Annotated in this window: 26 protein-coding genes; 18 read left to right on the top strand and 8 right to left on the bottom strand. The window is 71.9% G+C overall.

All coding sequences use genetic code 11. The features are described from left to right. The first annotated feature begins 60 nt into the window (after nt 1–60). Nucleotides 61–954: an RNA polymerase sigma-70 factor gene (locus ACWDN5_RS37310; protein WP_449679591.1), complete on the top strand. Its 894-nt coding sequence runs from the start codon at nt 61–63 to the stop codon at nt 952–954. 20 nt (nt 955–974) lie between these two features. After that, on the top strand, nt 975–1,340 hold the full coding sequence (locus tag ACWDN5_RS37305) for a hypothetical protein (protein ID WP_449679590.1): 366 nt from the start codon (nt 975–977) through the stop codon (nt 1,338–1,340). A gap of 39 nt (nt 1,341–1,379) precedes the next feature. On the opposite strand, the gene ACWDN5_RS37300 is transcribed toward ACWDN5_RS37305, so the two are convergent. Together ACWDN5_RS37300 and ACWDN5_RS37295 are read right to left on the bottom strand one after the other, a co-directional pair. Then, a complete protein-coding gene (locus tag ACWDN5_RS37300; RefSeq protein WP_449679589.1) occupies nt 1,380–2,114 on the bottom strand; it encodes an SDR family oxidoreductase in 735 nt (244 codons plus the stop codon). Next, complete coding sequence (locus ACWDN5_RS37295; RefSeq protein ID WP_310970195.1) at nt 2,111–2,479, bottom strand: cupin domain-containing protein; 369 nt, start codon at nt 2,477–2,479, stop codon at nt 2,111–2,113. Before ACWDN5_RS37295 ends, ACWDN5_RS37300 begins: the two co-directional genes overlap by 4 nt. 382 nt (nt 2,480–2,861) lie before the next feature. On the opposite strand from ACWDN5_RS37295, the gene ACWDN5_RS37290 reads away from it, so the two are divergent. Then, nucleotides 2,862–3,782: an SRPBCC family protein gene (locus ACWDN5_RS37290; RefSeq protein WP_449679588.1), complete on the top strand. Its 921-nt coding sequence runs from the start codon at nt 2,862–2,864 to the stop codon at nt 3,780–3,782. Continuing rightward, the gene (locus tag ACWDN5_RS37285; RefSeq protein ID WP_449679587.1) at nt 3,779–4,954 is read left to right on the top strand and encodes a zinc-dependent alcohol dehydrogenase; all 1,176 of its coding nucleotides are present in this window, start codon (nt 3,779–3,781) and stop codon (nt 4,952–4,954) included. Before ACWDN5_RS37290 ends, ACWDN5_RS37285 begins: the two co-directional genes overlap by 4 nt. 55 nt (nt 4,955–5,009) lie before the next feature. Here the strand turns inward: ACWDN5_RS37285 and ACWDN5_RS37280 are convergent, their stop codons facing one another. After that, nucleotides 5,010–6,122 (bottom strand): hypothetical protein, encoded by a 1,113-nt coding sequence (locus tag ACWDN5_RS37280; protein ID WP_449679586.1) that lies wholly within the window; start codon nt 6,120–6,122, stop codon nt 5,010–5,012. Between the two features lie 105 nt (nt 6,123–6,227). Here ACWDN5_RS37280 and ACWDN5_RS37275 point away from each other — a divergent pair, with 105 nt between their 5' ends. Then, complete coding sequence (locus ACWDN5_RS37275; RefSeq protein WP_449679585.1) at nt 6,228–6,512, top strand: hypothetical protein; 285 nt, start codon at nt 6,228–6,230, stop codon at nt 6,510–6,512. A 35-nt stretch (nt 6,513–6,547) separates the two neighbouring features. Beyond that, nucleotides 6,548–8,161 (top strand): alpha-amylase family protein, encoded by a 1,614-nt coding sequence (locus ACWDN5_RS37270; RefSeq protein WP_449679584.1) that lies wholly within the window; start codon nt 6,548–6,550, stop codon nt 8,159–8,161. Here the strand turns inward: ACWDN5_RS37270 and ACWDN5_RS37265 are convergent. The 4 genes from ACWDN5_RS37265 to ACWDN5_RS37250 all read right to left on the bottom strand — a co-directional run bounded on the left by ACWDN5_RS37265 (nt 8,151) and on the right by ACWDN5_RS37250 (nt 13,019). After that, nucleotides 8,151–9,776 carry a glycoside hydrolase family 13 protein gene (locus tag ACWDN5_RS37265; protein ID WP_449679583.1) on the bottom strand — a complete coding sequence of 542 codons (1,626 nt, stop codon included), beginning with the start codon at nt 9,774–9,776 and terminating at the stop codon, nt 8,151–8,153. The genes ACWDN5_RS37270 and ACWDN5_RS37265 overlap by 11 nt on opposite strands. Before the next feature lie 28 nt (nt 9,777–9,804). Further along, nucleotides 9,805–10,521: a DUF2267 domain-containing protein gene (locus ACWDN5_RS37260; RefSeq protein ID WP_449679582.1), complete on the bottom strand. Its 717-nt coding sequence runs from the start codon at nt 10,519–10,521 to the stop codon at nt 9,805–9,807. Between the two features lie 170 nt (nt 10,522–10,691). Then, on the bottom strand, nt 10,692–11,315 hold the full coding sequence (locus tag ACWDN5_RS37255; RefSeq protein ID WP_449679581.1) for an MEDS domain-containing protein: 624 nt from the start codon (nt 11,313–11,315) through the stop codon (nt 10,692–10,694). 12 nt (nt 11,316–11,327) lie between these two features. Beyond that, nucleotides 11,328–13,019, bottom strand: a complete 1,692-nt coding sequence (locus tag ACWDN5_RS37250) for a PucR family transcriptional regulator (protein ID WP_449679580.1) — start codon at nt 13,017–13,019, stop codon at nt 11,328–11,330. A 274-nt stretch (nt 13,020–13,293) separates the two neighbouring features. Here ACWDN5_RS37250 and ACWDN5_RS37245 point away from each other — a divergent pair, with 274 nt between their 5' ends. Genes ACWDN5_RS37245 through ACWDN5_RS37190 form a run of 12 tightly spaced genes read left to right on the top strand, consistent with a single transcriptional unit; the run spans nt 13,294 to nt 24,396 of the window. Next, a complete protein-coding gene (locus ACWDN5_RS37245) occupies nt 13,294–13,746 on the top strand; it encodes an Hsp20/alpha crystallin family protein (RefSeq protein ID WP_449679579.1) in 453 nt (150 codons plus the stop codon). A 10-nt stretch (nt 13,747–13,756) separates the two neighbouring features. Further along, entirely contained in the window at nt 13,757–14,266 is a 510-nt protein-coding gene (locus ACWDN5_RS37240) for a general stress protein (protein WP_449679578.1), read from the top strand. Next, nucleotides 14,266–16,131, top strand: coding sequence for a molecular chaperone DnaK (gene dnaK, locus ACWDN5_RS37235; protein WP_449679577.1), 1,866 nt, complete (start codon nt 14,266–14,268; stop codon nt 16,129–16,131). Before ACWDN5_RS37240 ends, dnaK begins: the two co-directional genes overlap by 1 nt. Before the next feature lie 7 nt (nt 16,132–16,138). Continuing rightward, a complete protein-coding gene (locus ACWDN5_RS37230; protein ID WP_310970180.1) occupies nt 16,139–16,696 on the top strand; it encodes a nucleotide exchange factor GrpE in 558 nt (185 codons plus the stop codon). Nucleotides 16,697–16,702: 6 nt separating this feature from the next. Further along, a complete protein-coding gene (locus tag ACWDN5_RS37225; RefSeq protein ID WP_449679576.1) occupies nt 16,703–17,608 on the top strand; it encodes a DnaJ C-terminal domain-containing protein in 906 nt (301 codons plus the stop codon). Then, nucleotides 17,608–17,904 carry a chaperone modulator CbpM gene (locus tag ACWDN5_RS37220; RefSeq protein ID WP_310970178.1) on the top strand — a complete coding sequence of 99 codons (297 nt, stop codon included), beginning with the start codon at nt 17,608–17,610 and terminating at the stop codon, nt 17,902–17,904. Before ACWDN5_RS37225 ends, ACWDN5_RS37220 begins: the two co-directional genes overlap by 1 nt. Beyond that, a complete protein-coding gene (gene clpB / locus ACWDN5_RS37215) occupies nt 17,895–20,522 on the top strand; it encodes an ATP-dependent chaperone ClpB (protein ID WP_449679575.1) in 2,628 nt (875 codons plus the stop codon). The genes ACWDN5_RS37220 and clpB overlap by 10 nt, the downstream gene beginning before the upstream one ends. After that, a complete protein-coding gene (trxA, locus tag ACWDN5_RS37210) occupies nt 20,522–20,968 on the top strand; it encodes a thioredoxin (protein ID WP_449679574.1) in 447 nt (148 codons plus the stop codon). Before clpB ends, trxA begins: the two co-directional genes overlap by 1 nt. Then, entirely contained in the window at nt 20,965–21,228 is a 264-nt protein-coding gene (locus tag ACWDN5_RS37205; RefSeq protein ID WP_449679573.1) for a ubiquitin carboxyl-terminal hydrolase 14, read from the top strand. The genes trxA and ACWDN5_RS37205 overlap by 4 nt, the downstream gene beginning before the upstream one ends. Further along, on the top strand, nt 21,225–22,925 hold the full coding sequence (locus tag ACWDN5_RS37200; RefSeq protein WP_449679572.1) for an FAD-dependent oxidoreductase: 1,701 nt from the start codon (nt 21,225–21,227) through the stop codon (nt 22,923–22,925). Before ACWDN5_RS37205 ends, ACWDN5_RS37200 begins: the two co-directional genes overlap by 4 nt. Continuing rightward, nucleotides 22,922–23,461, top strand: coding sequence for an STAS domain-containing protein (locus ACWDN5_RS37195; RefSeq protein ID WP_449679571.1), 540 nt, complete (start codon nt 22,922–22,924; stop codon nt 23,459–23,461). The genes ACWDN5_RS37200 and ACWDN5_RS37195 overlap by 4 nt, the downstream gene beginning before the upstream one ends. Continuing rightward, on the top strand, nt 23,458–24,396 hold the full coding sequence (locus tag ACWDN5_RS37190) for a PrsW family glutamic-type intramembrane protease (protein WP_310970171.1): 939 nt from the start codon (nt 23,458–23,460) through the stop codon (nt 24,394–24,396). Before ACWDN5_RS37195 ends, ACWDN5_RS37190 begins: the two co-directional genes overlap by 4 nt. Nucleotides 24,397–24,402: 6 nt before the next feature. On the opposite strand, the gene ACWDN5_RS37185 is transcribed toward ACWDN5_RS37190, so the two are convergent. Next, on the bottom strand, nt 24,403–24,828 hold the full coding sequence (locus ACWDN5_RS37185; RefSeq protein ID WP_449679570.1) for an STAS domain-containing protein: 426 nt from the start codon (nt 24,826–24,828) through the stop codon (nt 24,403–24,405). Nucleotides 24,829–25,069 lie beyond the last annotated feature (241 nt).

Raw genomic sequence — 25,069 nt, 5'->3', positions numbered from 1 at the left:
GGCCGCGGCCGGGACCCCCGGGAGCCGACATCGTAGAGTCGGGGGGTGGCGGATTCCGGGATGAGTGCCGAACTCGGCGACGTGGCCGATCTCGAGGCGGCCACGGCCGCCTTCACGCAGGTGCGGCCGCGCCTGTTCGGGATCGCCTACCGCATGCTCAGCAGCGTCACCGAGGCCGAGGACCTGGTGCAGGACGTGTGGCTGCGCTGGCAGTCCTACGACCGGTCCACGGTGACCAACCCGGAGGCGTTCTTGGCGACGACCACCACCCGGCTGGCCATCAACGTCCTGCAGTCGGCCCGGAAACGGCGTGAGACCTACATCGGGCCGTGGTTGCCCGAACCGGTCGACACCGGCGCGGACCCGTACCTGGGCGCCGAACGCGGTGAAGCACTGGAGTTCGCGACCCTGCTGCTGATGGAGAAGCTCACGCCCGGCGAACGCGCCGCCTACGTGCTGCGAGAAGCCTTCGACTACTCCTACGCCCAGATCGCCGACATCCTGTCCTCGACCGAAGCCGCGGTGCGCCAGCTGGTCAGCCGGGCGCGCAAGCACCTCACGAGCGAACGGCACGCGTCGGTGCCGGCGGCCGAGCAGCGGGAACTGCTGACCACGTTCCTCGCCGCCGCCCGGTCCGGCGACATGGCCAGGCTGGAGCGGCTCTTCACCCCGGACGTGACCAACCTGTCCGACGGCAACGGCCGCAAGGGCGTCGCCCGCCGTCCGCTCGTGGGCAGCGTCCGGGTGGCGAAGTTCCTGCAGGCGATCTCCGGCTGGTTCTGGGACGACATCGACATCGAGTGGACCCGGGTCAACGGGCGGACCGCCGCCGTGCTCCTCCAGGACGGTGGCGTGTACGGCCTGCTCACGGTCAGCGCGACCGCCGAGGGCATCGATCAGCTGCTGTGGCTGGTCAACCCCGAGAAGAACAAGGCGGTGTCGATTCCGGCCTGACCCGCCGGCGGGAGGAAGCCGTGTTCGACCCGCATGACGCGACCGTGCGCCGGTTCGCCGCGGCTTGCCGCCGGCGGGACCGCGCCGCGCTCGAAGCCGTCCTCGGCGACGACGCGGTCGCGACGTGCGACGGCGGCGGCCTGGTGCCCGCGCCGGCGGGGACCGTGCGCGGCGCGGCGGAGGTCGCCCGGCTGGTCATCGAGGTCATGGGCGGACGTGCGGACGCCGAGCTGACCGTGGAGTCCGTCAACGGCCGCGCCGGGCTCGCCCTGCGCCACGCCTCGCGCGCCGTCGCGGTCGTCGGCGCCGAAACCGCCGGGTCCCGGATCACCACGCTTTGGATCGTCCTCAACCCGGCCAAGCTGGCCGGGTGGCACCGCGGTTGACCGGGCCCGCACCGCCACCGCCGTGCGGGCCCGGTCACTTCACCGTGCCAGCCAGTCCCGGTAGGTGGTCTTCGCGAGGACGGCGCCGTCCTTGGCGATGAGCGCGTCGCCGGACGCGGCCGCGAACAGGCCGGCCTGGTCGTCGGTCACGACCGGCCGCCGGTCGCCCTCGGCGGCGAGGGTGATCCGGCCCAGCTCGTCGAGGGCGAACACCTCCGGCCCGGCGACGTCGCGGGTCCCTCGCAGCGGGGTACCCATGCTGACGTCGGCGACCGTCTGGGCGACGTCGTCCGCGGCGATGGGCTGGATCCGCGTCGCGGGCAAGCGGACGGTGTTCTCGTCGGAGGTCCACGACATCGTCGCGGCCATGAACTCGAAGAACTGCGTGGCGCGGACGATCGAGTACGGCACCGGCCCGGCCTTGAGGATGTCCTCCTGCAGCACTTTGGCCCGGTAGTAGACCAGGTCCGGCACCAGCTCGGCGCCCACGATCGAGAGGATGACCGCGTGCCCGACGCCGGCCGCGCCCGCCGCCTCCAGCAGGTTGTCCATGGTCGTCCGGAAGAACGCGGGCGAAGCGTCGTCGAACGTCGGCGAGTTCGTCAGGTTGACGACGACGTCGGCCCCGGCCAGCGCTTCGACGAGGCCCTTTCCGCTGAGCAGGTCCAGCCCGGTGGACGGCGAGTGCGGGACGGCCTCGTGCCCGTTCGCGGTCAGGATCTTGACGACCCGGGAGCCGATGAGCCCCGTCCCGCCGATGACGGCGATCTTCACTTCCGCGACCATCCCTTCGCGCTGAGTTCGTCCTCGCTCACGAGGTCGACCATCGGTTTGCCCGGTTCGCAGAGCATGGTGACGGTGAACCGCACCGGGACGTCGTCGCGGTTGTTGCCGTCCTGGTAGTGGATGACGTCGCCGCCCGGCTCCCAGAACGCTTCGCCGGCGCGGACGACCCGCGGCGGCTCGCCTTCCAGCTCGAACACCATTTCGCCCTCCAGCACGTAGCCGAAGGCCGGCCCGGGGTGGCGGTGCGGCGGGGTGCCGGGGTCGCCCGGCGGGTACTCGATGACGATCGTCATCGCGTGCGCCCCCTCCGGGATGACGGGCGGTTTCGCCTCCTGCAGCACGGTCAATGACATGAGAAGACCTCCTCGACGAACGGATACACCCGCTAGGACCGGACAGCCCCGCGATTTGTGACCGGCCGGCGCGGCGGGCGTCCGCGTCACCGGATCGGTCAGCAGGCAGACACGGGTTCTCGCCGCCGCTGATCCGGACGGACAGGCCCAGCAGCGACGCGGTCGGGCGCGGGAGCTTCGGCCCGCCTCATTCGGCTCGGCTCGGGGGATCGGTGGGTTAGCCGGATCGCCGAGGGGTAGCCGCCCCCGGTCGGACAGGCCCGGGGCGTGCTTCACCCGGTTGTTCGGCAGGGCGCAATCGGATCGGAGGCTGACCATGACGCGCTCGGCAAGCCCCGCAGCAGAACGAACAACGCAGGAGAACGGTCGGCGACTGGGCTGGATGAGTCTCGGTCTCGGCCTGGCACAGCTGATGGCCCCCCACGCCGTGCGCCGGATCAGCGGCGTCGACGACTCCGCGAAGTCGCAGGCGGTGGTCACGGTCGTCGGCGTGCGGGAGCTGGTCCACGCGGCCGGGCTCCTGACTAGCCGGCGGAAGGGCGTCTGGGCGTGGACCCGGGTCGCGGGCGACGCGATGGACCTGACCGCCCTGGGAGTGGCCCTCACCCACCGTGGCGGGCGCCGGCGACGGCGGCTCGCCGCGGTCACCGGCGCCGTCGCCGGGATCACCGCGCTGGACCTGCTGACCGCCGTGCGGGCCACCCGAGCGGACCACACCGGCTCCGCGCGGGCAGCGCGGGGCGCACACAAAGGAGATTCCGTGGAACTGACCGCAGCGACCACCATCCGCAAACCCGCGCCGGATGTCTTCGCGTTCTGGCGCGATCTGGAGAACCTTCCGTCGTTCATGGCGCACCTCGAGCAGGTCCGCGCCACCGGCGACCGGACCAGCCACTGGACCGCCAGTGCCCCGTTCGGCCAGGACGTCGAATGGGACGCGGAGATCACCGACGAGACGCCGGGCGAGCGGATCGCGTGGCGCTCGACCGGGAAAGCGACCGTGCCGAACGCCGGCACCGTCTGGTTCGCCCCCGCCCCCGACGGGGAGAGCACCGAGGTGCACGTCGTCCTCGCGTACGAGATCCCCGGCGGCGCGGTCGGCAAGGCCGTCGCCAAGTACTTCGGCGAGGAACCGCACCAGCAGCTCGACGACGACCTGCGCCGCCTCAAGCAGGTCCTGGAGACCGGCGAGATCGTGCGCTCCGACGGCGCGCCGTGGGGCAAGCAGGCACGCAGGGAATTCCCGCAACGGCCGGCACAACCGCTGTCGGACGCCGAACTGGAGAAGGGACCGGACGCATGAGGGCCAACACCTGGTCGGGCCGCAACAAGGTCGAGGTCCGTGACGTCCCCGACCCGAAGATCCTCAACCACCGCGACGCGATCGTGCGGATCACCTCCACCGCCATCTGCGGCTCGGACCTGCACCTGGTCGACGGGTACGTCCCCACCATGCAGGACGGCGACGTCCTCGGCCACGAGTTCATGGGCGAAGTGGTCGAGGTCGGCCCGGGCGTCGACCCGGGCAAGCTGCGCGCCGGGGACCGGGTCGTCGTGCCGTTCCCGATCGCCTGCGGCGCATGTGCCGCCTGCGCCGCGGAGCTGTACTCGTGCTGCGAGAACTCCAACCCCAACGCCGGGATCGCGGAGAAGATGTTCGGCCACCCGGTCGCCGGGATCTTCGGCTACTCGCACCTGACCGGCGGCTTCGCGGGCGGCCAGGCGCAGTACGCGCGCGTGCCCTTCGCCGACGTCGGCCCGATCAAGATCGAGTCGGACCTGACCGACGAACAGGTGCTGTTCCTCTCCGACATCCTGCCCACCGGCTACATGGGCGCCGAAATGTGCGACATCACCTCCAGCGACGTGGTCGCGGTCTGGGGCGCCGGCCCGGTCGGCCAGTTCGCCATGGACAGCGCCCGGCTCCTGGGCGCGGCGAAGGTCATCGCCATCGACAAGGAGCCCTACCGGCTGCGGCTGGCCGAAGAAGCGGGCCACGTCCCGGTGAACTTCGAGGAGGTCGACGTCCGGTCCCGGCTCCTGGAGCTGACCGGCGGCCGCGGACCCGACAAGTGCATCGACGCGGTCGGGCTGGAAGCCACCCACGGCAGCGCGCACATCGCCGCCTACGACCGCATCAAGCAGGCCGTGCGGTCGGAGACCGACCGCCCGCACGCGTTGCGCCAGGCGATCATGTCGTGCCGCAGCGGCGGGGTGGTTTCGGTGATCGGCGTCTACGGCGGCCTGCTCGACAAGTTCCCGGCCGGCGCGTGGATGAACCGGTCGCTGACCCTGCGGACCGGGCAGTGCCACGTCCAGCGCTACATGGATTCGCTGCTGCACCGCATCGAACGCGGCGAGCTCGACCCGACCCGGATCATCACCCACACCCTGCCGCTGGAGGAGGCCGGCCGCGGCTTCGAGATGTTCAAGAACAAGCAGGACAACTGCGAGAAGGTCGTCCTCAAACCCTGACCGGCACCTGCGCCTCCGGCCGGCGGCTCGCCCGGCGGCCGGAGGCGCGGGCCGCTCAGCCGTCTCCGGCTTCTTCGGCACGTTCGCGGTTGCGTTGCTGCCGCTCCCGCTCGCGCCGGCTGTAGGTGGCCCGGCGGACGCGTTCCTCGTCTTCGACGCTGGAGCCCAACGCCCCGGCGACGATACCCACCGAGGTGGCCAGCCACACCAGCTTCAGGTACGACGCCGGCCCGGCCGGATGGCCGAGGGTCTGCCCGAAGTAGGTACCTTCGATCAGCACGATCGACGCCACCAGGGCCAGCCCGAACAGGATCGCGTACATGCACGCGACGCCGATGGACAACGTCAACGCGGTCGACGCGTTGTACAGCAGCGCCTTCCGCCGGTCCAGGTGCCCGGACGGGGAGTCCCAGAGGTGGTTGTGCACCATCAGCCAGCCCGCCATGACCACGATCGCCAGCACCGTGATCCCGGCCAGCCGCACCGCGGGCAACGACTCGGCCAGCTTCCAGAACGAGGTGGTGATGATGCCGTAGGCCGCGGTCCCGGCCGCGGCCGCGGTGGCCCCGGCGAGGTTGGGCACCAGCCGCCACGGCCGGTTGTCGCGGATCATCCCCGCCAGCAGCCGCACCCGCCCGCGCACTCCCGCCAGTGCCAGGTGCTCGTCGGCGGCACCGCGGCCCTCGACGTGCCGCGTCGGCGCCACCAGCTCCCGCAGCCGGTCGAGCGCCCGCGGGGGCGGATCGACCACCTTCGTCGAACGGGGTGCCACCAGGTGCCGGACCAGGTGGACGATCAGCCGGCGCGCCCGGTGCCGCAGGCGCACCGCGCCGAGCGCGGGCAAGGACACCATCGCCACCCCGTGGTCGGCGTTGTAGTCCGACGCGATCGGGACCGTGCCCGCCCGCCGCGGGAGGTCCGTGATCAGCACCAGCAGGTCCCAGCCGTGCTTCTCCCGGCGCTCCTCCGCCAAGGCCAGCATCGGGATGTCACCCTCCTCGTTCAGCGGAAGGGCCTGCGTCTCGTGCTCGACGCGCCAGGACCTCTCCTCACCGAGGTCACGAGCCAGGCGGGCGGGCAGCCCGTCCGCGATTCTCCCGACGAGCTGCCCAGGCAACCCCTCATCGGTCAGCAAACCCACCACCAGGGCCTCTCGCTGAGCGGTCATCTTCGAACCTTTCCTCGATCCGCGAGGTCAGCCCTCCGGGTTCCCGGCTCGATCACCGGCAAACGGCCGGGCGTTTGCCGTGCGCATCTCCGGGTACGACCAGGTATGACCGAAAAGGACGATCCGACGACCGACGACCTGCGTGCCGAAGAGTTCGACCGCGCGGTGGTGGGGACGGTGCTGGCGGCCGGCGACTGGGCCGGGTGGGACGACCTGCTCGACTGGCTGCGCACCGAAGGCCCGGGAGTTCCGGAACTGTCCCCCGGCGCGCTGCGCGGCATCCGGCAGGACGCCGAACGGGCCTGTGCCATGGGATTCCCCTTCCCGCACGACCCGGACCACTTCTACGCCATCCTCCGTGGACAGCACCTCGCGCGATCCCACGACTGAGTTTGTCCCCGCGGCCGACGGGTAGCCGCCGCTCCGTGGATCGGTGGTATCGCAACGGCGTGATCTACTCCCTCGACATCGAGACCTTCCAGGACTCCGACGACGACGGGGTCGGTGATCTGTGCGGGCTCGCCGACCGGCTGGACTACCTCGGGCGGCTCGGGGTGGACACGATCTGGCTCAACCCGTGTCATCCCTCGCCCCGCCGCGACGGCGGCTACGACATCACCGACTACTACGGCATCGATTCGCGCTTCGGCACGCTCGGGGATTTCGCCGAACTGGTGAGCCAGGCCGACGAAGTCGGTATCCGGATCGTGCTCGACCTGGTCGTCAACCACACCAGCGACGAGCACCCGTGGTTCCGGTCGGCCCTCACCGAACGGACGGCACCGCACCACGACTGGTACGTCTGGGCCGACGACGAACCGGCCGACCGGTGGGACGGCTGCGTGTTCCCCGGATCCGAAGAGGAGACCTGGACCTACGCCGAGGCCGTCGGCCGCTGGTACCGGCACCGGTTCTACCGCTTTCAACCCGAGCTCGACGTCGAACACCCGGAGGTCCGCGCCGAGCTGGCCAAGATCGTGACCTTCTGGCTGCGGCTCGGCGTCGCGGGGTTCCGGATCGACGCGGCCCCCTTCCTCATCGAGTCGCGCGGGCGGCGGGATTTCGGCCTGCTGCGGCAGCTGCGGGAAACCGTTTCCTGGCAACGCGGGGACGCCGTGCTGCTCGCCGAGGCGAACGTGCCCGAGGACGAGCTGCTGGAGTACTTCGGCACCGCGGACGACGAGGCCAGCCGCGCGACGATGCTCTTCGACTTCCGGCTCAACCAGGCTCTCATGCTCGGGCTCGCGCGCGGGGACGCCGAACCCGTCCGGGAGCGGCTCCGGCGTTCGCCCCCGCTACCGGGCCAGGCGCAGTGGGCCACCTTCCTGCGCAACCACGACGAGGTCGACCTCGGCGGCCTGTCCGCGGAAGAACGCGCCGACGTGATCGGCCGGTTCGGGCCGGAGCCCCACATGCAGCTCTACGACCGCGGCATCCGGCGCCGGCTGGCCTGCATGCTCGACGGCGACCGGCGGCGCCTGGAACTGGCTTACAGCCTGCTGCTGACCATGCCGGGCAGCCCCGTGCTGCGGTACGGCGACGAGATCGGCATGGGCGAGGACCTGGCGCTGCCGGAACGCACCGCGATCCGCACCCCGATGCAGTGGTCCGACGGGCCCAACGGCGGGTTCTCCCGCGCTCCGGCCGACCAGCTGGTCTCCCCGCCCGTCCAAGGCGGGCCGTTCGGCTTCGAACGGGTCAACGTCCTCGGCCAGCGCCGGGACGCGAACAGCCTGCTGACCTGGTTCGAGCGGGTCCTGCACACCCGCAAGGAGTGCCCGGAGATCGCCGTCGGCACCCACGAACCCGTCGACGGCGGCCCACCGGAGGTGCTGGTGCACCGGGCCGAGACGGCGAAGGGCCGCATGGTGTTCGTGCACAACCTGGGCCCGTCCGCCTGCCGCGTCCGCATCCCGGCCGGGCCGGACGATGTCGCGCTGGCGGTGTTCGAGGACGGCGGCTACGACGACCGGATCGACCCCGCGGACGTGGCCGTCGCCGGCCACGGCTACCGCTGGATCCGCCTCGTCACCGCCTGACCAGCCACGCCGCGGCGTCCACCGGCAGCAGGCCTCCCTCCGGCGGCACGCTGGCCAGCAGCACCCGCGCGCCGTCCGGCAGCTCGACGGGCCCGGACGACAGGTTCACCACGCACTCGAAGCCCGGCTCACGCGCGAACGACAGGACTCCCTCCGGCGCGGGCAGCCACGCCATCGTCCCGTCTCCCAGCGCGGGGTGCTCGCGCCGCGCGGCGAGGGCGGCGCGGTACAGGCAGAGCATCGACTGCGGGGCGTCGCGCTGGGCCTGCGCGGTCAGCTCCCGCCACCGGGCCGGCTGCGGCAGCCACGTCGGCACGCCGGCGTCGGTGAAACCGAATGGCGGCGCCGTCCCCGACCACGGCAGTGGCACCCGGCAGCCGTCACGGCCCCGCTGGGTGTGGCCGGAGCGTTCCCACGTCGGATCGGTGAGCACGTCCTCGGGCAGGTCCTCGACCTCTTCCAGCCCCAGCTCCTCGCCCTGGTAGAGGTACGCACCCCCGGGCAGCGCCAGCATCAGCAGCAGCGCCGCCCGGGCCCGCCGCCTGCCCAGCGCGAGGTCGGCAGGCTCGGTCGGGCAGGGGTGGTCCTCGACCCGGGTGTTCGCGCGGCCGAACCGTGTCACGTGCCGGACGACGTCGTGGTTCGACAGCACCCACGTCGCGGGCGCCCCCACCGCGTGCAGGGCCTGCACCGTGCAGTCGATCACCGAACGCAGGGCCCCGGCGTCCCACGAACAGCGCAGGAAGTCGAAGTTGAACGCGGTGTGCAGCTCGTCCGGGCGGACGTAGCACGCCAGCCGCTCCGGTTTCGCGACCCAGGCTTCGGCGACGAACACCCGGTCCGGGCCGAACTCGTCCGCGACCGTGCGCCACGACCGGTAGATCCCGTGCACGCCCTCGAGGTCCCAGTGCGGGTGCCGGGTGCGGTCCGGCGGCCGCATGAGATCTTCGTGGTCGGCGCCCAGATCGGGGAACGCCGGATCCTTCACCAGGCCATGGGCGACGTCGATGCGGACGCCGTCGACCCCGCGGGAGAACCAGAACCGGAGCAGGTCCTCGAACTCGGCGCGCACCTCGGGGTGGTCCCAGTTCAGATCCGGTTGCTCCGGGGCGAACAGGTGCAGGTACCACTCGCCGTCCGGCACCCGCCGCCACGCCGGACCGCCGAAGACGCTGCGCCAGTCGGTGGGCGGCAGCTCACCGCCGTCGCCGCGCCCCGGCCGGAAGTGATACCGCCCCCGTTCGGGCGAACCCGGCCCGGCGGCGAGCGCGGCCTGGAACCACTGATGGCGGTCGGAGGTGTGGTTGGGCACGACGTCGATCAGCAGCCGCAGCCCGGCCCTGTGCACCTCGGCGATCAGCTCGAGCGCGTCCGCGTCGGTCCCGAACAGCGGGTCGACGGCCCGGTGGTCCTCGATGTCGTAGCCGCCGTCGACCATCGGCGAGCGGTACCACGGCGTCGTCCACACGGCGTCCACGCCCAGGTCGGCCAGGTAGCCGAGCCGCGCGCGCAGGCCCGCGAGATCTCCGGTGCCGTCCCCGTTCGAGTCGGCGAAGCTGCGGGGGTAGACCTCGTAAACGACGGCGTCGCGCCACCAGTTCTCGGAGTCGTCCATGGCGTGCGGGTATCCGCTTCGGCTCCGCTCAACCGGGCCGTCCCCCGGACCCCACCGCGGCGACGGCTTCGTCGATCCGTCCGGCCAGCCACAGATCCGGTTCGGTGACCACTCCTTCACGACCGGTGCGCAGCCGGAACGTCACCCCGCCGTCGGCCGGCTCGACGTGGGCGTGGTCGTTCATCGCCCGCGCCTCCCGCTCGACGCGGTCGACCAGCGGCTTGATCCGGTCGGCGGGCAGCTGCACCGTGCGCTCGATGCCGTGGCGGTCCCCGCTCCACCCGGTTAGGTGACGCAGGCCGCGGGCCACTTCCTCGTCCGACAACCGCGTCGGCACCTCCGGCCGGTGGCTCGCCGCGTCGCGGGGCGACTCGCCCGCCGGGGTGAGCGTCTCGACGACCGCGTGCGGAAGCCGGCCGCGAAGCTCCTCGGCGAGCCCGGGATCGGTCCGGGTGAGCGCGGTGAGGACCGCCTGGGTCAGGTAGCGGCCCCGCTCGGGTGTGGTCCGCAGCCGCCGGGCCACCGCCGCTTCGACGTCGGTGCCCGACTCCAGGTTCGCCGGCCCGGGATCGCGCACGGGCCCGGCCTCGGGACTGGGCAGCCGGTCGGCCAGCCACTCACGGCCGGTGTCCGGCAGGCACCGGGCGAACGCGGCCATGACCGCGGCGAGCGCGGCCCTCGCTCCGGCCCGGTCCAGCGCGGCAACGTCTTCGACGGCGGTCAGCCACTTCTCGTGCTGTACCACGGCAGGCTCCTTCCCCGCGGGTGCTTTCGCCGTCGCGTACCCGCCGATCCTCCGTTCACACGAGGGTCGCCGGGGGCAACGTCGCGTTCCGGTACGAGGCCGCGTCGAACCCCGGTCCACCGAGAAGTCCTCCGGCGACAGCAGCGTGGCCTCCGCGGCCCGGCAACCGGTCACGGGGTGTTCCTCCGTTCGAAGCCGGGGTGGTGCCCGGCTTCGGTCGCTGAGCAGTAATAGGGGTTTTCGACGAGCGTCCCGGCCATCCAGACCTTCGGGTGCGCCTTGATCATCGGGATGATCAGGTCGCCGCCGAACAGGTCGAGGTCGTACAGGCACAGGACGACCTGGGGGAAGCGTTTCCCCCAGGCGGTCACCGCGAGCTCTTCGGCGAGGAGGGCATCGATCAGCGCGGGACTCAGCCGGGGCGCGGCCCAGCTCATGTCACCGACGATGCGCCCGAACGAGTGGTCTCCGCTGGCGAGCTTGCGCCGCGTCCAGCCGTCCAGCATCCCGAACAGCGCGTCGGGTGCGAACTCACCGTCCCGGAGGTGGCCGCCGTCCGGCTCGGTCAGGTCGAGGTCGCCGGCGGCGGCCAGCCGTTCGCGGAAGGTCTCCCGCTCCCCCTCGGCGGCCAGGTAGAGCACGGCGTCCCCCGCCCGCAGGCCCTCGGCGAGGAACGGGACCAGGAGGCGGTCCCGATCGGTCCTGCCGCGGTGGAAGACGCAGAGGTGGTCCCCGGGCGCCAGCGCGACTCCGCCGAAAGTGACCTCGTGCCCGGTCCGGTTCTCCTGGTCCATCGTGGCCTCCGGTCACTCCGATCCGCGCAGCACCTGCCACACCCGGGTGGCGAGGTGCAGGTTCAGCCTGCTGTCCACGTCGTTGAGGTCGAGCTCCGTGATGTCCCGGATCCGGCCGAGCCGGTAGCGCAGCGTGCTCCGGTGGATCATCAGCGCGGCGGCGGTGTCGCCGTAGCTGCCGCCGCATTCGAGGTACTGCGCGAGCGTCGCGACCAGCTCGGCGTTGCGCTGGGCGTCGTAGTCGAGCAGTTTCCCCAGCCACTCGCGGACGAACTCGACGACGTCGGCGTGGTTCTGCCCGGTGTCGAGGATGCGGTAGATCCCGAGCTGGTCGAACGTCGTGACCCCGTTCGGGGTGTGCGAGCCGCGCCGGATCTCGAGCGCCCGCACCGCTTCCGCGTAGGACTTGGGCAACCGCGCCGGGGTGTCGCAGCGGCTGCCGATCCCGATCGCGCCCTCCGCGCCGAGGCTTTCCGACAGCGAGGCGTGCAGTGCCGCTCCGTCCGGTGGCCCGGCCACGAGCAGCACGACCGCGCCCGAGTGGCGCGACACGAGCGAGGCGAGCCCGAGCGTCGTCACGGCGCGGGCCGTGGCCTCGGCGACCATGTCCTCGGCGAGCTCACCGGACCAGCGCAGCACGACCACGTGGTGCGGGCGGCGAAGATCGTGCCCGATCGCGTCGGCACGGGCGTAGGCGCTCCCGTCAACGGTTCCGGTGATGAGGTCGTCCACGAGGTCGCGGCGCAGGCGTAGCTCCACCTCGGCCAGGCTGCGCTGGTGCGACAGTTCCAGCGCCAGCACGGTCGAGCCGTACTCGAGCGCGAATACCTCGTCCGTGCCGGCGGTCCGCCCGGGGTCGATCAGGGCGAGCACGCCGAGCACCTCGTGCCGCGGCCGGACGAGGGAGATGAGCCGGTCCTTCACGCGGACCGGCTCGGACAGGGTCGCGGCGTGCCGCAGCAGCTCCTCGCGCCGGTGCACGGCGACCTTCGGGTACGGGTCCGGCCGGCCGGGACCGCCCCACGCGCGCAGGTTGCCGAACCGATCCTCGATCGCCACCGGCAGCGCGGTCAGCTCGTGCAGCGCGTTCGCGATCCCCGGCTCCCCGGCCCCGGACGCCGAGATGGTGGACAGCACGTCGTGCACCTGTGTCTGGCGCTTGAGCCGCTTCACCGACGTCGACAGCTGTTCGTTGAGCTCCCGCAGCGTCACCGACTGCCGCCGTTCCCGTTTGAGCAGAGCGGAGTTGGCCAGCGCCGCGGCGGTCTGCTGGCCGAGCGAGCTGAGCAGGAAGAGTTCATCACGGGAGGGTGACTTCTCGGCCCGGACGACGAGGTTGCCCGCCAGCCCTCCCAGTCCCCGCAGGGCGTAGCACCAGCGCCAGTGGCCGTCGGCCAGTTCGATCCGCCCGCTGTGCCCGCCGAGCTTGCCGACTTCCGCGCCGAGGCCCGGATTCGCCTCTTCCGCGGCATCTTGCGGGGTCACCGTGCCGTCCTCGTCGATGAGGTACGCCGCATCGGTTGTGCAACCACTCAGCGACGGCACGGACGTCGCGGCGAGCCGGAGGATGTCCGCCGCTTCGCGGCCGTCGAACATCATCATCGAAATCGCGAAAAGGCCGTAGAGATCCGACAACTGGGCGCGCCACCAGCTGTCCGTTTTGGCTTCGTGGCCGAGCGGAATCGCATCGTTCTCGGGCGTCATTTCCGGCCTCCCCGGCGCCGATCCTGCTGTTCGCACCCTACGCCGCCGGCACCTGTTCTGCCGGGACGACAACGCTCCCGGAAATTCGGCCTGCGGGGCGCACGCGGACAGCGGGCGCCTTTGCCACCGTGGAACGCATCGGACAGGCACACCCCGTCGCCGTATGCCGGGCGTGGCACGCAGGGAACGCCTGCCCGCCGGACAATTGAGCGTGAAAATCGGTGCGGATCGGACACTCCCGGCAGGACGGTCCGCACCGGAATGGGACTAGACCATGACCTTGATGCGTTTCGATCCCTTCCGTGATTGGGAACGCCTGAGCGAGCAGGTGCTGAGCGGGCGCACGGCACCCCGCGCGATGCCGATGGAAGCGTTCCGCCGTGGTGACGAATTCTGTGTCGCGCTCGACCTGCCCGGAATCGATCCGGACGACGTCGACGTGTCCGTCGAACGCAATGTCGTCACGGTGCGGGCGACCCGCCGGCCGGCCCGCGACGAGAGCGCCGAACTGATCATCGACGAGCGGCCGCAGGGAGAGTTCAGCCGCCAGTTGTTCCTCGGGGACAACCTGGACACCTCCCGGTTGTCGGCCGACTTCGAGCGCGGCGTTCTGACCCTGCGGATCCCGGTGGCCGAGTCGAGCAAGCCCCGCCGGGTCGAAATCGGGAACCGCGAAGAGCGACGGCAGCTCACCGACGACCGCACCGAAGAACACGCGAACGCCTAGGAGGCGAGCCATGACCGCACAGCCGGGCGCCACCGCGCCTTCCCCACGCCACGCCCCCGAACGCGTCCCGATCGCTTCCTACGACGACTACCGCGACGCGGAGCGTGCCGTCGACTACCTGTCCGACCAAGGGTTTCCGGTGCAGCGGACCGCCATCATCGGCCGCGACGTGCAGCTGGTCGAGCAGGTCATCGGCCGGCTCGACTACGGCGGAGCCGCCCTGCGCGGCGCCGGCTCCGGAGCCCTCACCGGGCTCCTGATCGGCTGGCTGTTCGGCCTGTTCAACTGGTTCACCCCCGTCCTCGCCACGCTGACGCTCGCCCTCTACGGGCTCGTCTTCGGCGCGATCGTCGGGGCGGTCTTCGGTCTGGTCGCCCACGCGCTGCAGCGCGGCCGCCGGGACTTCGCGTCGGTCCGCGCGATGACGCCCACCCGGTACGAGGTCGTCGCCGACGCCGAGGTCGCCGCCGACGCCCGCGCGCTGCTGGCGAACCTGCCCGCCGAGTCCGGAGGTGCGTGATGGCCAAGGCGGTCGGCATCGACCTCGGCACGACCAACTCGGTGATCGCCGTCTGGGAAGCGGGTGAGCCGCGGGTCATCCCCAACTCGGAGGGGGCCCGGACGACCCCGTCGGTCGTCGGGTTCACCGAAAGCGGTGAACGGCTGGTCGGGCAGCTCGCCCGCCGCCAGGCGATCCTCAACCCGAAGGGCACGATCTACTCGGCGAAGCGGTTCATCGGCCGCAAGTTCGACGAGGTCTCCGACGAGGCCAAGGCGGTCGGGTTCGACGTCGTCGAGGGCGAGGGCGGCGTCGTCCGCTTCGACATCCGCGGCAAGCTCTACTCGCCGGAGGAGATCAGCGCGCAGGTGCTGCGCAAGCTGGCCGACGACGCGGGCAAGAACATCGGTGAGCGGGTGACCGAGGCCGTGATCACCGTGCCCGCGTACTTCAACGACGCGCAGCGGCAGGCGACCAAGGACGCCGGGAAGATCGCCGGGCTGACCGTCCTGCGGATCATCAACGAGCCGACCGCCGCGGCGCTGGCCTACGGGCTGGACTCCCAGCAGCACGAGACCGTGCTGGTCTTCGACCTCGGCGGTGGCACGTTCGACGTGAGCCTGCTCGACGTCGGCGACGGCGTGGTCGAGGTCCGGGCGACCGCGGGCGACAGCCACCTCGGCGGCGACGACTTCGACCGCCGGGTCGTGGACTTCCTCGCCGACAAGTTCGCCGCGGACAACGGCATCGACCTGCGGCAGGACGCGCAGGCGTTGCAGCGGCTGTTCGAGGCGGCGGAGAAGGCCAAGGTCGAGCTGTCCTCGGTCGCCCAGACGAGCGTCAACCTGCCGTTCATCACCGCCGACGCGAGCGGGCCGAAACACCTGACCGCCACTGTCCGGCGCTCGGAGTTCGAGCAGATCACCGCCGATCTGGTCGAGCGCTGCCTCGGACCGGTGCGGCAGGCGATGGCCGACGCCAAGGTCAGCGCGAACGACATCGACGAGGTCATCCTGGTCGGCGGCTCGACCCGGATCCCGGCCGTGCAGAGCCTGGTCCGCCGGCTGACCGGCGGCAAGGACCCGAACATGAGCGTCAACCCGGACGAGGTCGTCGCGCTCGGCGCCGCCGTGCAGGCCGGGGTGCTCAAGGGCGAGGTCAAGGACGTCCTGCTGCTCGACGTCACCCCGCTGTCCCTGGGCGTGGAGACCCGCGGCGGCGTGATGACGAAGATCATCGAGCGGAACACGACGATCCCGGCGCGGCGCACCGAGGTGTTCTCCACCGCGGAAGACAACCAGCCCGCGGTCGACATCGTGGTGCTGCAGGGCGAGCGCGAGCGCGCGGCCGACAACCGGGTGCTCGGGCGGTTCCAGCTCAAGGACATCCGGCCGGCCCCGCGCGGCGAGCCGCAGATCGAGGTGACGTTCGACGTCGACGCGAACGGCATCGTCAACGTCACCGCGCGCGACAAGGACACCGGCGCCGAGCAGGGCATCACGATCACCGAGAGCTCGAACCTCGACAAGTCCGAGATCGAACGGATGGTCAGCGAGGCCGAGCGCAACCGCGCCGACGACGAACGCCTGCGCGAGGAGGTCGAGGCGCGCAACCTGCTGGACACCGTCGCCTATCAGGCCGAGAAGGCGATCACGGACCGAACGCCGGCGCACGAGAAGGCCCGCGCCGAGATGCTGATCACCGACGCCCGCGAAGCCGTCCAGTCGAACGCGCCGCTGGACCGGGTGCGCGAGCTGACCTCGGAACTGCAGCAGGTGCTGGCCGGGCTCACCGCGGCCAGGCCGGCCGGCGACGGCGGTCCGCCGCCGCAACGAGAGCAGTCCGAGGACGACGACGTGATCGACGCCGACTTCGACCGAGCGTGAGGAAACCATGGCCACCACAGGGAAATCCGCGGAGTCGGGGACAGCCGCCGCGGATGCCGCCGGGACGGGCGCGGAACCCCGCCCCCAGGACGCGCCCGTCTCGGCGGCGGGGCAGGACCGGATCCGGGAGCTCGAGGCGAAGGCGGCCGAATGCGAGGACCGCTGGCGCCGGGCGATGGCCGACGCCGACAACACCCGCAAGCGGCACGTGGCGGAGCTGCGCGCCGAGCGGGCGGCCGAACGGGCCCGGGTCGCGGCGGCCTTCCTCCCCGTCATCGACAACCTGGAACTGGCGCTCGCGCACGCCGAGGCCGATCCCACCGCCGTCGTGCAGGGGGTGCTGGCCATCCGCGACCAGGCCGTGCAGCTGCTGACCGGGCTCGGGTACGAGCGCGACGACGAGAGCGGCGTCCCGTTCGACCCGGCCCGGCACGAAGTGGTCGCCGTCGTCGACGAGCCGGGCACCGAACCGAACACGGTGACCCGGGTGGTCCGGCCGGGGTACGGAACCGGTGGCGGGCAGCTGCGGCCGACCGCGGTCACCGTGGCCCAGCCGCGGAGGTGAGGGCCCGTGGCACGGGACTTCTACGCCACGCTCGGCGTCGGCCGGGACGCCGGGCCCGACGAGATCCAGCGGGCGTACCGGAAGCTCGCCCGCGAAAACCACCCGGACGTGAACAAGGACCCGGAGGCCGAGGAACGGTTCAGGGAGATCGGCGAGGCCTACCAGGTGCTGTCCGACCCGGACCAGCGGCGCAAGTACGACCGGTTCGGCGCGGACTTCCGGCAGGTGCCCGACGACTGGGAGCAGCGCGTCGGCGCCGGCGCCGGACCGCGCGGCGGCCGGGTCCGCTACGCCACCTCCGGCGGTGGGTTCGAAGGGTTCGAGGGCGTCGACCTCGAAGACCTCCTCGGCGGCCTCTTCGGCGGCCGGGGCCGCGGCGGCCCGGTCCCGGGCGCGGACCAGGAAGCCGAGCTGGAGCTGACCGTCGAGGAGGCCTACCGCGGCGGACGGCGACACCTGACCATCGGCGGTGACCGCGAATACGACGTCAAGATCCCGCCTGGGGTGCTCGACGGGCAGCGCATCCGGCTGGCCGGACAGGGCGGGCGCGGCTCCGGCAACGCCGCCCCCGGGGACCTCTACCTCGTCGCCCGGATCCGGCCCGACCGCCGGTACCGCCTGGAAGGGCGGGACATCCACGTCCAGCTCCCCGTGACGCCGTCGGAGGCCGCGCTCGGCGCCACGGTCCCGATCACCACCCCCGGCGGCGAGGTGAAGGCGCGCGTCGCGGCGGGCTCGTCCAGCGGGCGGCGGCTGCGGCTGCGCGGGGAGGGCATGCCGAACCCGAAGGGCAAGCCGGGCGACCTCTACGCCGAGGTCCGGATCATGGTGCCGAAGCGCCCGAGCAAGCGCGAACGCGAGCTGTACGAACAGCTCGCCGCGGTGTCCGACTTCGATCCCAGGAGGACCTGATGGCGCGGTACGTGCTCGTCCGCCCGGCCCGGCTCGACCTCGAGACGGTGGCCGTGCGCAGCGGGCTGCACCCCGAGCTGGTCCGCCGGTTCGCGGCACTCGGCCTGGTGGAGTCGACCCCGGACGCGAACGGGCGCCCGTGCTTCCCCCTGTCCACTGTGGCCAGACTGGCCCGGATCCAGCGGTTGCGCGCCACCCTGTCCCTCAACTACGCCGCGCTCGGGCTGGTGCTCGACCTGCTCGACCGCATCGACGTCCTCGAAGCCCGAGTCAGGAGCCACCGGCGATGGACATGAGCAAGCTGACCCAGAAGTCGCAGGAAGCACTGCAGGAGGCCCAGAGCCTCGCGGGACGCCTCGGACACACCGAGACCGACGGCGAACACCTGCTGCTCGCGCTGCTCGACCAGCCCGAAGGCCTCGTCCCGCGGCTGCTCGCGCAGACCGGGGCCGACGTCGACGCGCTGCGCGCCGCGGCCGAAGCGGAGCTGCGTCGCCGGCCGAAGGTGACCGGGCCCGGCGCCTCGCCGGGGCAGGTCTACGTCACCCGGCGGCTGGCCGGGCTGCTCGACAGCGCCGAGCGGGAAGCCCGGCGGCTCAAGGACGAGTACGTCTCCGTCGAGCACCTGGTCCTGGCGCTGGCCGAGGAGGGGACGAAGTCGGCGGCCGGGCGGGTCCTGCGCGAGCACGGCGTGACGCGCGAGTCGTTCCTGACCGCGCTGACGAAGATCCGCGGCAACCAGCGCGTCACCTCGGCGACGCCCGAGGGCGCTTACGAGGCGCTGGAGAAGTACGGCCGCGACCTGGTCGCCGACGGGCGCGCCGGGAAGCTGGACCCGGTGATCGGGCGTGACGCCGAGATCCGCCGGGTGGTCCAGATCCTGTCGCGCAAGACGAAGAACAACCCCGTGCTCGTCGGCGATCCCGGCGTCGGCAAGACCGCGATCGTCGAAGGGCTCGCGCAGCGGATCGTGCGCGGCGACGTGCCCGAGGGCCTGCGGGACCGGACGATCTTCTCGCTCGACATGAGCGCGCTGGTGGCCGGGGCCAAGTACCGCGGCGAGTTCGAGGAGCGGCTCAAGGCCGTGCTCGGCGAGGTCACGGCCGCCGCGGGCCGGATCATCCTGTTCGTCGACGAGCTGCACACGATCGTCGGTGCGGGCGCCACCGAAGGCGCGATGGACGCGGGCAACATGCTCAAGCCGATGCTGGCCCGCGGTGAACTGCACATGATCGGCGCCACCACGCTGGACGAGTACCGCAAGCACATCGAGAAGGACGCCGCGCTGGAACGGCGTTTCCAGCCGGTCGTCGTGGACGAACCCGCCGTTGAGGACACCATCTCCATCCTGCGCGGGCTGCGCGAGCGGCTGGAGGTGTTCCACGGCGTCAAGATCCAGGACGGCGCGCTGGTCGCCGCCGCCGTGCTGTCGCACCGCTACATCACCGACCGGTTCCTGCCGGACAAGGCGATCGACCTCGTCGACGAGGCGTGCGCGCGCCTGCGCACGGAAATCGACTCGATGCCCGCCGAGCTCGACGAGCTGACCCGGCGGCTGACGCGGCTGGAGATCGAAGAGGCCGCGCTGGCCAAGGAAACCGACCACGCGAGCAAGGCACGGCTGGAGGAGCTGCGCCGGGAACTGGCGGACCTGCGGGCCGAAACCGACGCCAAGAAGGCGCAGTGGGACGCCGAACGCCAGGCGATCCGGCGGGTGCAGGAGCTGCGGTCGGAACTGGAGCGGGTGCGCCACGAAGCCGAAGAAGCGGAACGGAACTACGACCTCAACCGCGCAGCCGAGCTGCGCTACGGCGAGATCCGCGAGCTGGAGCGCCAGCTCGAAGGCGAAGAGGAACGGCTGGCGCGGAAACAGGGCGAAAAGCGGCTGCTGCGCGAGGTCGTCACCGAAGACGAGATCGCCGAGATCGTCTCGCAGTGGACCGGCATCCCGGTCTTCAGGCTGCAGGAAGGCGAACGCGAAAAGCTGCTGCGCCTCGACGAGATCCTGCACGAGCGGGTCGTCGGGCAGGACGAGGCCGTCCGGCTGGTCGCCGACGCGATCATCCGAGCCCGGTCCGGGATCCGCGACCCGCGCAAGCCGATCGGGTCGTTCATCTTCCTCGGCCCCACCGGGGTCGGGAAGACGGAGCTGGCGAAGTCCCTCGCCGGGGCGTTGTTCGACAGCGAGGACAACATGGTCCGGCTCGACATGAGCGAGTACCAGGAGCGGCACACGGTCTCCCGGCTGCTCGGCGCGCCACCGGGGTACGTCGGCTACGACGAAGGCGGCCAGCTCACCGAAGCGGTGCGGCGCAAGCCGTACTCGGTGGTGCTGTTCGACGAAATCGAGAAGGCCCACCCGGACGTGTTCAACACGCTGCTGCAGGTGCTCGACGACGGCCGGATCACCGACGCGCAGGGCAGGCTCGTCGACTTCCGCAACACCGTGATCATCATGACGTCCAACATCGGCTCGCAGCACCTGCTCGACGGCGTCACCTCCTCCGGCGAGATCAAGGCGGAGGCACGGGACGCGGTGCTGGCGGAGCTGCGCCACCACTTCCGGCCGGAGTTCCTCAACCGCGTCGACGACATCGTGCTGTTCACCCCGCTGGGCCTGCCGGAGATCGAGCGGATCGTGGACCTGCAGTTCGACCAGCTGCGCAGCCGGCTGGCCGAGCAGGGCATCGCGGTCGAGCTCACCGGCGACGCGCGGCGGTTCATCGCCGAGCGCGGGTTCGACCCGGTGTACGGAGCCCGGCCGTTGCGCCGCTACATCTCCCACGAGGTCGAGACGCGGATCGGGCGCGCGCTGCTGCGAGGGGAGCTGGCCGAGGGGCTGACGATCGTCGTGGACGCGGCCGACGGCGACCTGGCCGTCCAATTCCGCGGCGGGGACGAGGAGGCTGCCTAATGTCTACCGTCACCATCACCTGCGAGCACTGCGGGAAGACCAACCGGATCCCCGTCGCCGCCGACGGGTCGCCGAAGTGCGGCCACTGCCACCGGCCGCTGCCGTGGGTGGTCGACGCGGGCGACGACGACTTCGCGCGGATTGCCGAGCAGGCGGGCATCCCGGTGCTCGTCGACCTCTGGGCCACCTGGTGCGGCCCCTGCCGATCGGTGAGCCCGGCGCTGGACCGGCTCGCCCGCGCCCGGGCCGGGAAGGTGAAGCTCGTCAAGGTCGACGTCGACCGGGCGCCGGGAGTGGCGCGCCGGTTCGACGTCATGGCCGTGCCGACGCTCCTCGTGCTCCGCGGCGGCGAGGTCGTCCGGCGGCAGGCGGGCGCGGCCCCGGAAAACGTTCTGCGCGACTGGCTGGACCAAGCGCTCGACTCGCCCGAGGAGGCGAAGACATGACCGCCGTCACCGATCCGCACCTGGCTCTCGTCCGAGACGTGGTGCCCCGCACTCCGCAAGGCTGCGAGGAGTGTCTCACGGCCGGGACCCCGTGGGTGCACCTGCGGCTGTGCCTGACCTGCGGGCACGTCGGCTGTTGCGACTCGTCGCCGATGAAGCACGCGAGCCGGCACGCCCACGCCATCGGCCATCCCATCGTGCGCTCGTTCGAGCCCGGGGAGAACTGGCGCTGGTGCTATGCACACGAGGCGTTCGTATGACGCTTTCGGCGCACGACCTCGTCGAGACTCCGGATCCGCACGGCGCGTTCCCCCGGCTGACCCGCGAGCAGCTCGAAACGCTCTCCACCGCGGGCGAGCGCCGGCCGGTGCGGCCGGGCGAAGTGCTCTACGCGCAAGGGGAACGGACGACGGACTGGTACGTCGTCTTGAGCGGCAAGGTCGCCATCCAGCACCGCGAAGGGGACGACACCAGAACCGTGCGGGTCCACGGGCCGGGGCGGTTCCTCGGCGAACTGGGCCTGCTCGAGGGGCAGCCGTCGTTCTTCACCGCGGTCGCCGCGGAACCCGGCGAGGTGCTCGTCATCGGAGTCGGCGAGCTGAAGCGGCTGGTGCTCGGCGACCCGGTCCTCGGCGATCTGATCCTGCACGCCTACTTCGTCCGCCGCGCGGTGCTCATCGGCTCCGGAGACGGGCTGCGGATCGTCGGCTCGTGCTATTCGCCGGACACCCGGCGGCTGCTGGAGTTCGTGGCCCGCAACCGCCTGCCGTACCGGCTGGACGACCTGGACAAGGACCGCGGCGCCGAAGCGCTGCTGCGCCGGCTCGGCGTCACCGCCGCCGAAACCCCGGTCGTGGTGCTGCCCGGCTCCGGCGTGCTGCGCAACCCCAGCAACACCGAACTGGCGTGCGCGATGGGGCTGCGGCACGAGGAACCCGCGGCGGGTGTGCGTGACGTGCTCGTGGTCGGCGCCGGACCCGGCGGGCTCGCGGCCGTCGTCTACGCCGCGTCCGAAGGACTCGCGACGTCGGCGTTCGACGCCGTCGCCGCGGGCGGGCAGGCCGGCACGACGTCGCGGATCGAGAACTACCTCGGTTTCCCATCCGGGATCTCGGGTGCGGAACTGGCCGAGCGGTCGGTGATCCAGGCGGCCAAGTTCGGGGTCCGGGTCGCCGTCCCGGGCGAGGCGCGCACGCTCGTCCCCCGGGACGGGCTGTACGCGGTGGGCTTTGACGACGGCACCGAGATCGTCACGCGCACGGTGATCATCGCCAGTGGCGCCCGGTACCGGCGCCTGCCCCTGCCGAGGCTCGAACACCTCGAAGGCACGTGCCTCTACTACGCCGCGACCCCGCAGGAGGCCCGGCAGTGCCGGACCGACCCGGTCGCGGTGGTCGGCGGCGGGAACTCCGCGGGACAGGCCGCGGTGTTCCTGGCGGCGACCTCGCCCGTGGTGCACCTGCTGGTGCGCGGCGGCGACCTCGGCAAGGACATGTCGCGCTACCTGGTCGACCAGGTCGGCAGGCACCCGCGGATCCAGGTCCACCTGCACACCGAAGTCCGCGAGGTCGTCGAGGACGGCAAGACGATGTCGGCGGTCGTGACCGAGGACAACCGCACCGGCGAGCGGAACCGGCTCGCCGCCCGTGCGCTGTTCGTCTTCATCGGGGCCGCGCCCCACACCCGCTGGCTGTCGGGCCGCATCGCGCTCGACGAGGACGGGTTCGTGTTCACCGGGGCCGACGCCGACGCGTTCCGGGACGCGGAGGTGTGGCGGGCCCGTCCTCGGGCGCCGTTGCCGCTGGAGACGAGCAGTCCCGGGGTGTTCGCCGTCGGCGACGTCCGGCACGGCTCGGTCAAGCGGGTGGCCTCGGCGGTCGGCGAGGGCGCCATGGCCGTCCGGCTGGTGCACGAACACCTGGCCCACGAAAACCCGACCACCGGAGGATCACCATGACCACCAGGCTCTCCCATCCGCCTGCTTCGCTCGCGGAGCTGGATCAGCTGCTCACCGGCGCGACACCCCCGGACGAGTTCACCATCAGCTCCACTCTGCACCCCGGGCGTTACACCGTCGTGGCGATCGCCGGACGGGCGGACGCGGCGGCGTCACAGACCCTCGCGGGGTACCTGGCCGGGCTGGTGCACGCGGGTTCCCGGTTCTTCGTCGTCGACCTGTCCCGGGTCGAGCACCCCGGCGAGGGCTTGCTCGACCTGCTGCGCCGCTTCGGCGGCCGGCTCGCCGCGGCCGGCGGCGCGCTGGAGCTGACCGGGCTGACGCCAGCGGTGCTGTACGAACTCGACGACGAGCCGCTCGCCGAGGTTTTCGCGCTGTACCGCGTCGATTCCGAGGGCGGCCGGCGGGGATGGGCGGCACTGCGCTGCCCGCAGGGGTTCGACGGCATCGCCGAACCCGGCTCACCCGGGCGCTTCCGCGCGTTCGTCGACACCGCGGCCACCGGGCGCGGCGAGCGGTTCGGGAGGCGCCGATGACCACCGCCGGCCGCCGTCCCCGCCGGCGGGCGTGGGCGCGGATCTTCGTGGTCGGCCTGGTGCTGTGGGTGCTGTCGGTGGTGGTGACGTATGCGACCGGCAACCCCAACCTCCTGCCGACGCTGGTGCTGCTGGGCAGTTTCCTGGTGCCGGTGACGTTCGTGGCGTGGGCGTTCGAACGCCGCGACTCCGGGGAGATCACCGCCGAGCTGGTGTTCCGGACCTTCCTCGTCGGCGGGGTGCTCGGCGTTCTCGGCGCGTCGGTGCTGGAGGCCTACCTGCTCTACTCCTCGACGTGGCTGTACCTGTGGGTCGGGTTGATCGAAGAGGCGGTCAAGCTGGTCGCGCTGGCGCTGCTGACGCGCGGGCTGGCCGTGAAGTCCATGCGGGACGGGATCATCCTCGGCGCGACGGTCGGGTTCGGCTTCTCCGCCTTCGAATCCGCGGGCTACGCGCTCACCTCGTTGTTCACCGACCGGGGCCTGTCGCTGACCGATCTGGTCACGACCGAGCTGCTGCGCGGGCTGCTCGCGCCGGTCGGGCATGGGCTGTGGACCGCCATCCTCGGCGGGTTGCTGTTCTCGTGGAGCACGCGCGAGCACTTCGTGCTGAGCCTGCGCCTGGCGCTGGCGTTTCTCGGCGTCGCGCTGCTGCACGCGCTGTGGGACTCGATGTCGGCCATCGCGCTGGTGGTCGCCCTGGTGCTGACCGGGCAGGTGGCGCAGTTCGACCCGCGCGGCCTCGTGGTGCCCCCGGAAGACGTGGCGACGGTGTACACCGCGACGACCTGGCTGGGCCAGGGCGTGATCGCGCTGATCGGCGTGCTGTGGCTGCTGGTCCTGATCCGGCGGTCGCGGCGGGAGCGCCGGGCCGCGGAACCGCACTGGGCCTACCGCGTCCCGGCCACGCGCACGCCGGCGACCGGACGCTACTGACCGCGGTCACCCACCGGCCGGCGCCGTGACGGCCCGGCCGACGCCGGCGTGGATGTCGAACCGGCCGACGAGCCCGAGCGCGGTGAGCGGGCGCAGGACGGCCCGCGACGGGTGGGCCAGCCGCAAAGGGATCCCTGCGTCCTGGAGCGTGCGCCGCGCGTGCTCCAGGACGCCGACACCACCCGCGCTGAAGAACCCGACCCGGCCGAAGTCGAGGACCACGAGCCGGTTGCCCGTGCCCAGCAGGCCCGCGAAGGCGGAACGCAGGTCGGCGAGGCCGCACACGTCCACTTCACCGCCCACTTCCAGCACGGTGACGTCCCGGCGGACCTGGTAGACGCACACCCACAGTTCCCGGGGAATGCGTATCGGGAGGTAGGCCTCCCGGCGCGTTCGGACGGACGGGGTGGCGTGGTTTCGCGGCTGGGCCATATCGCGATTCCCTCCTGCTCGGCGAAGCGGCCTTTCGTGTGGGGCGAATTCGCATTTTGCCGAGCCTGGCGGCATCACTCCTGGTCCTGACGGTGTGAACATCGGGGTGCCGATCGGTCCCACGGAGTCGATCGGCCGAAATCGCCCGCGGCGGCCGGGTTCCGGCAAAGTCGGGCCACGCGCGCGGGGGCGGGCCCGCGGTGTCGCGAATGACTCATTCGGGGCATCCCAGGTCCCGAAT

It is taken from the genome of Amycolatopsis sp. NPDC003731, from assembly GCF_053586895.1.
Note: the sequence above shows the minus strand (reverse complement) of the source record. Positions and strands in the feature narration are given on the sequence as shown.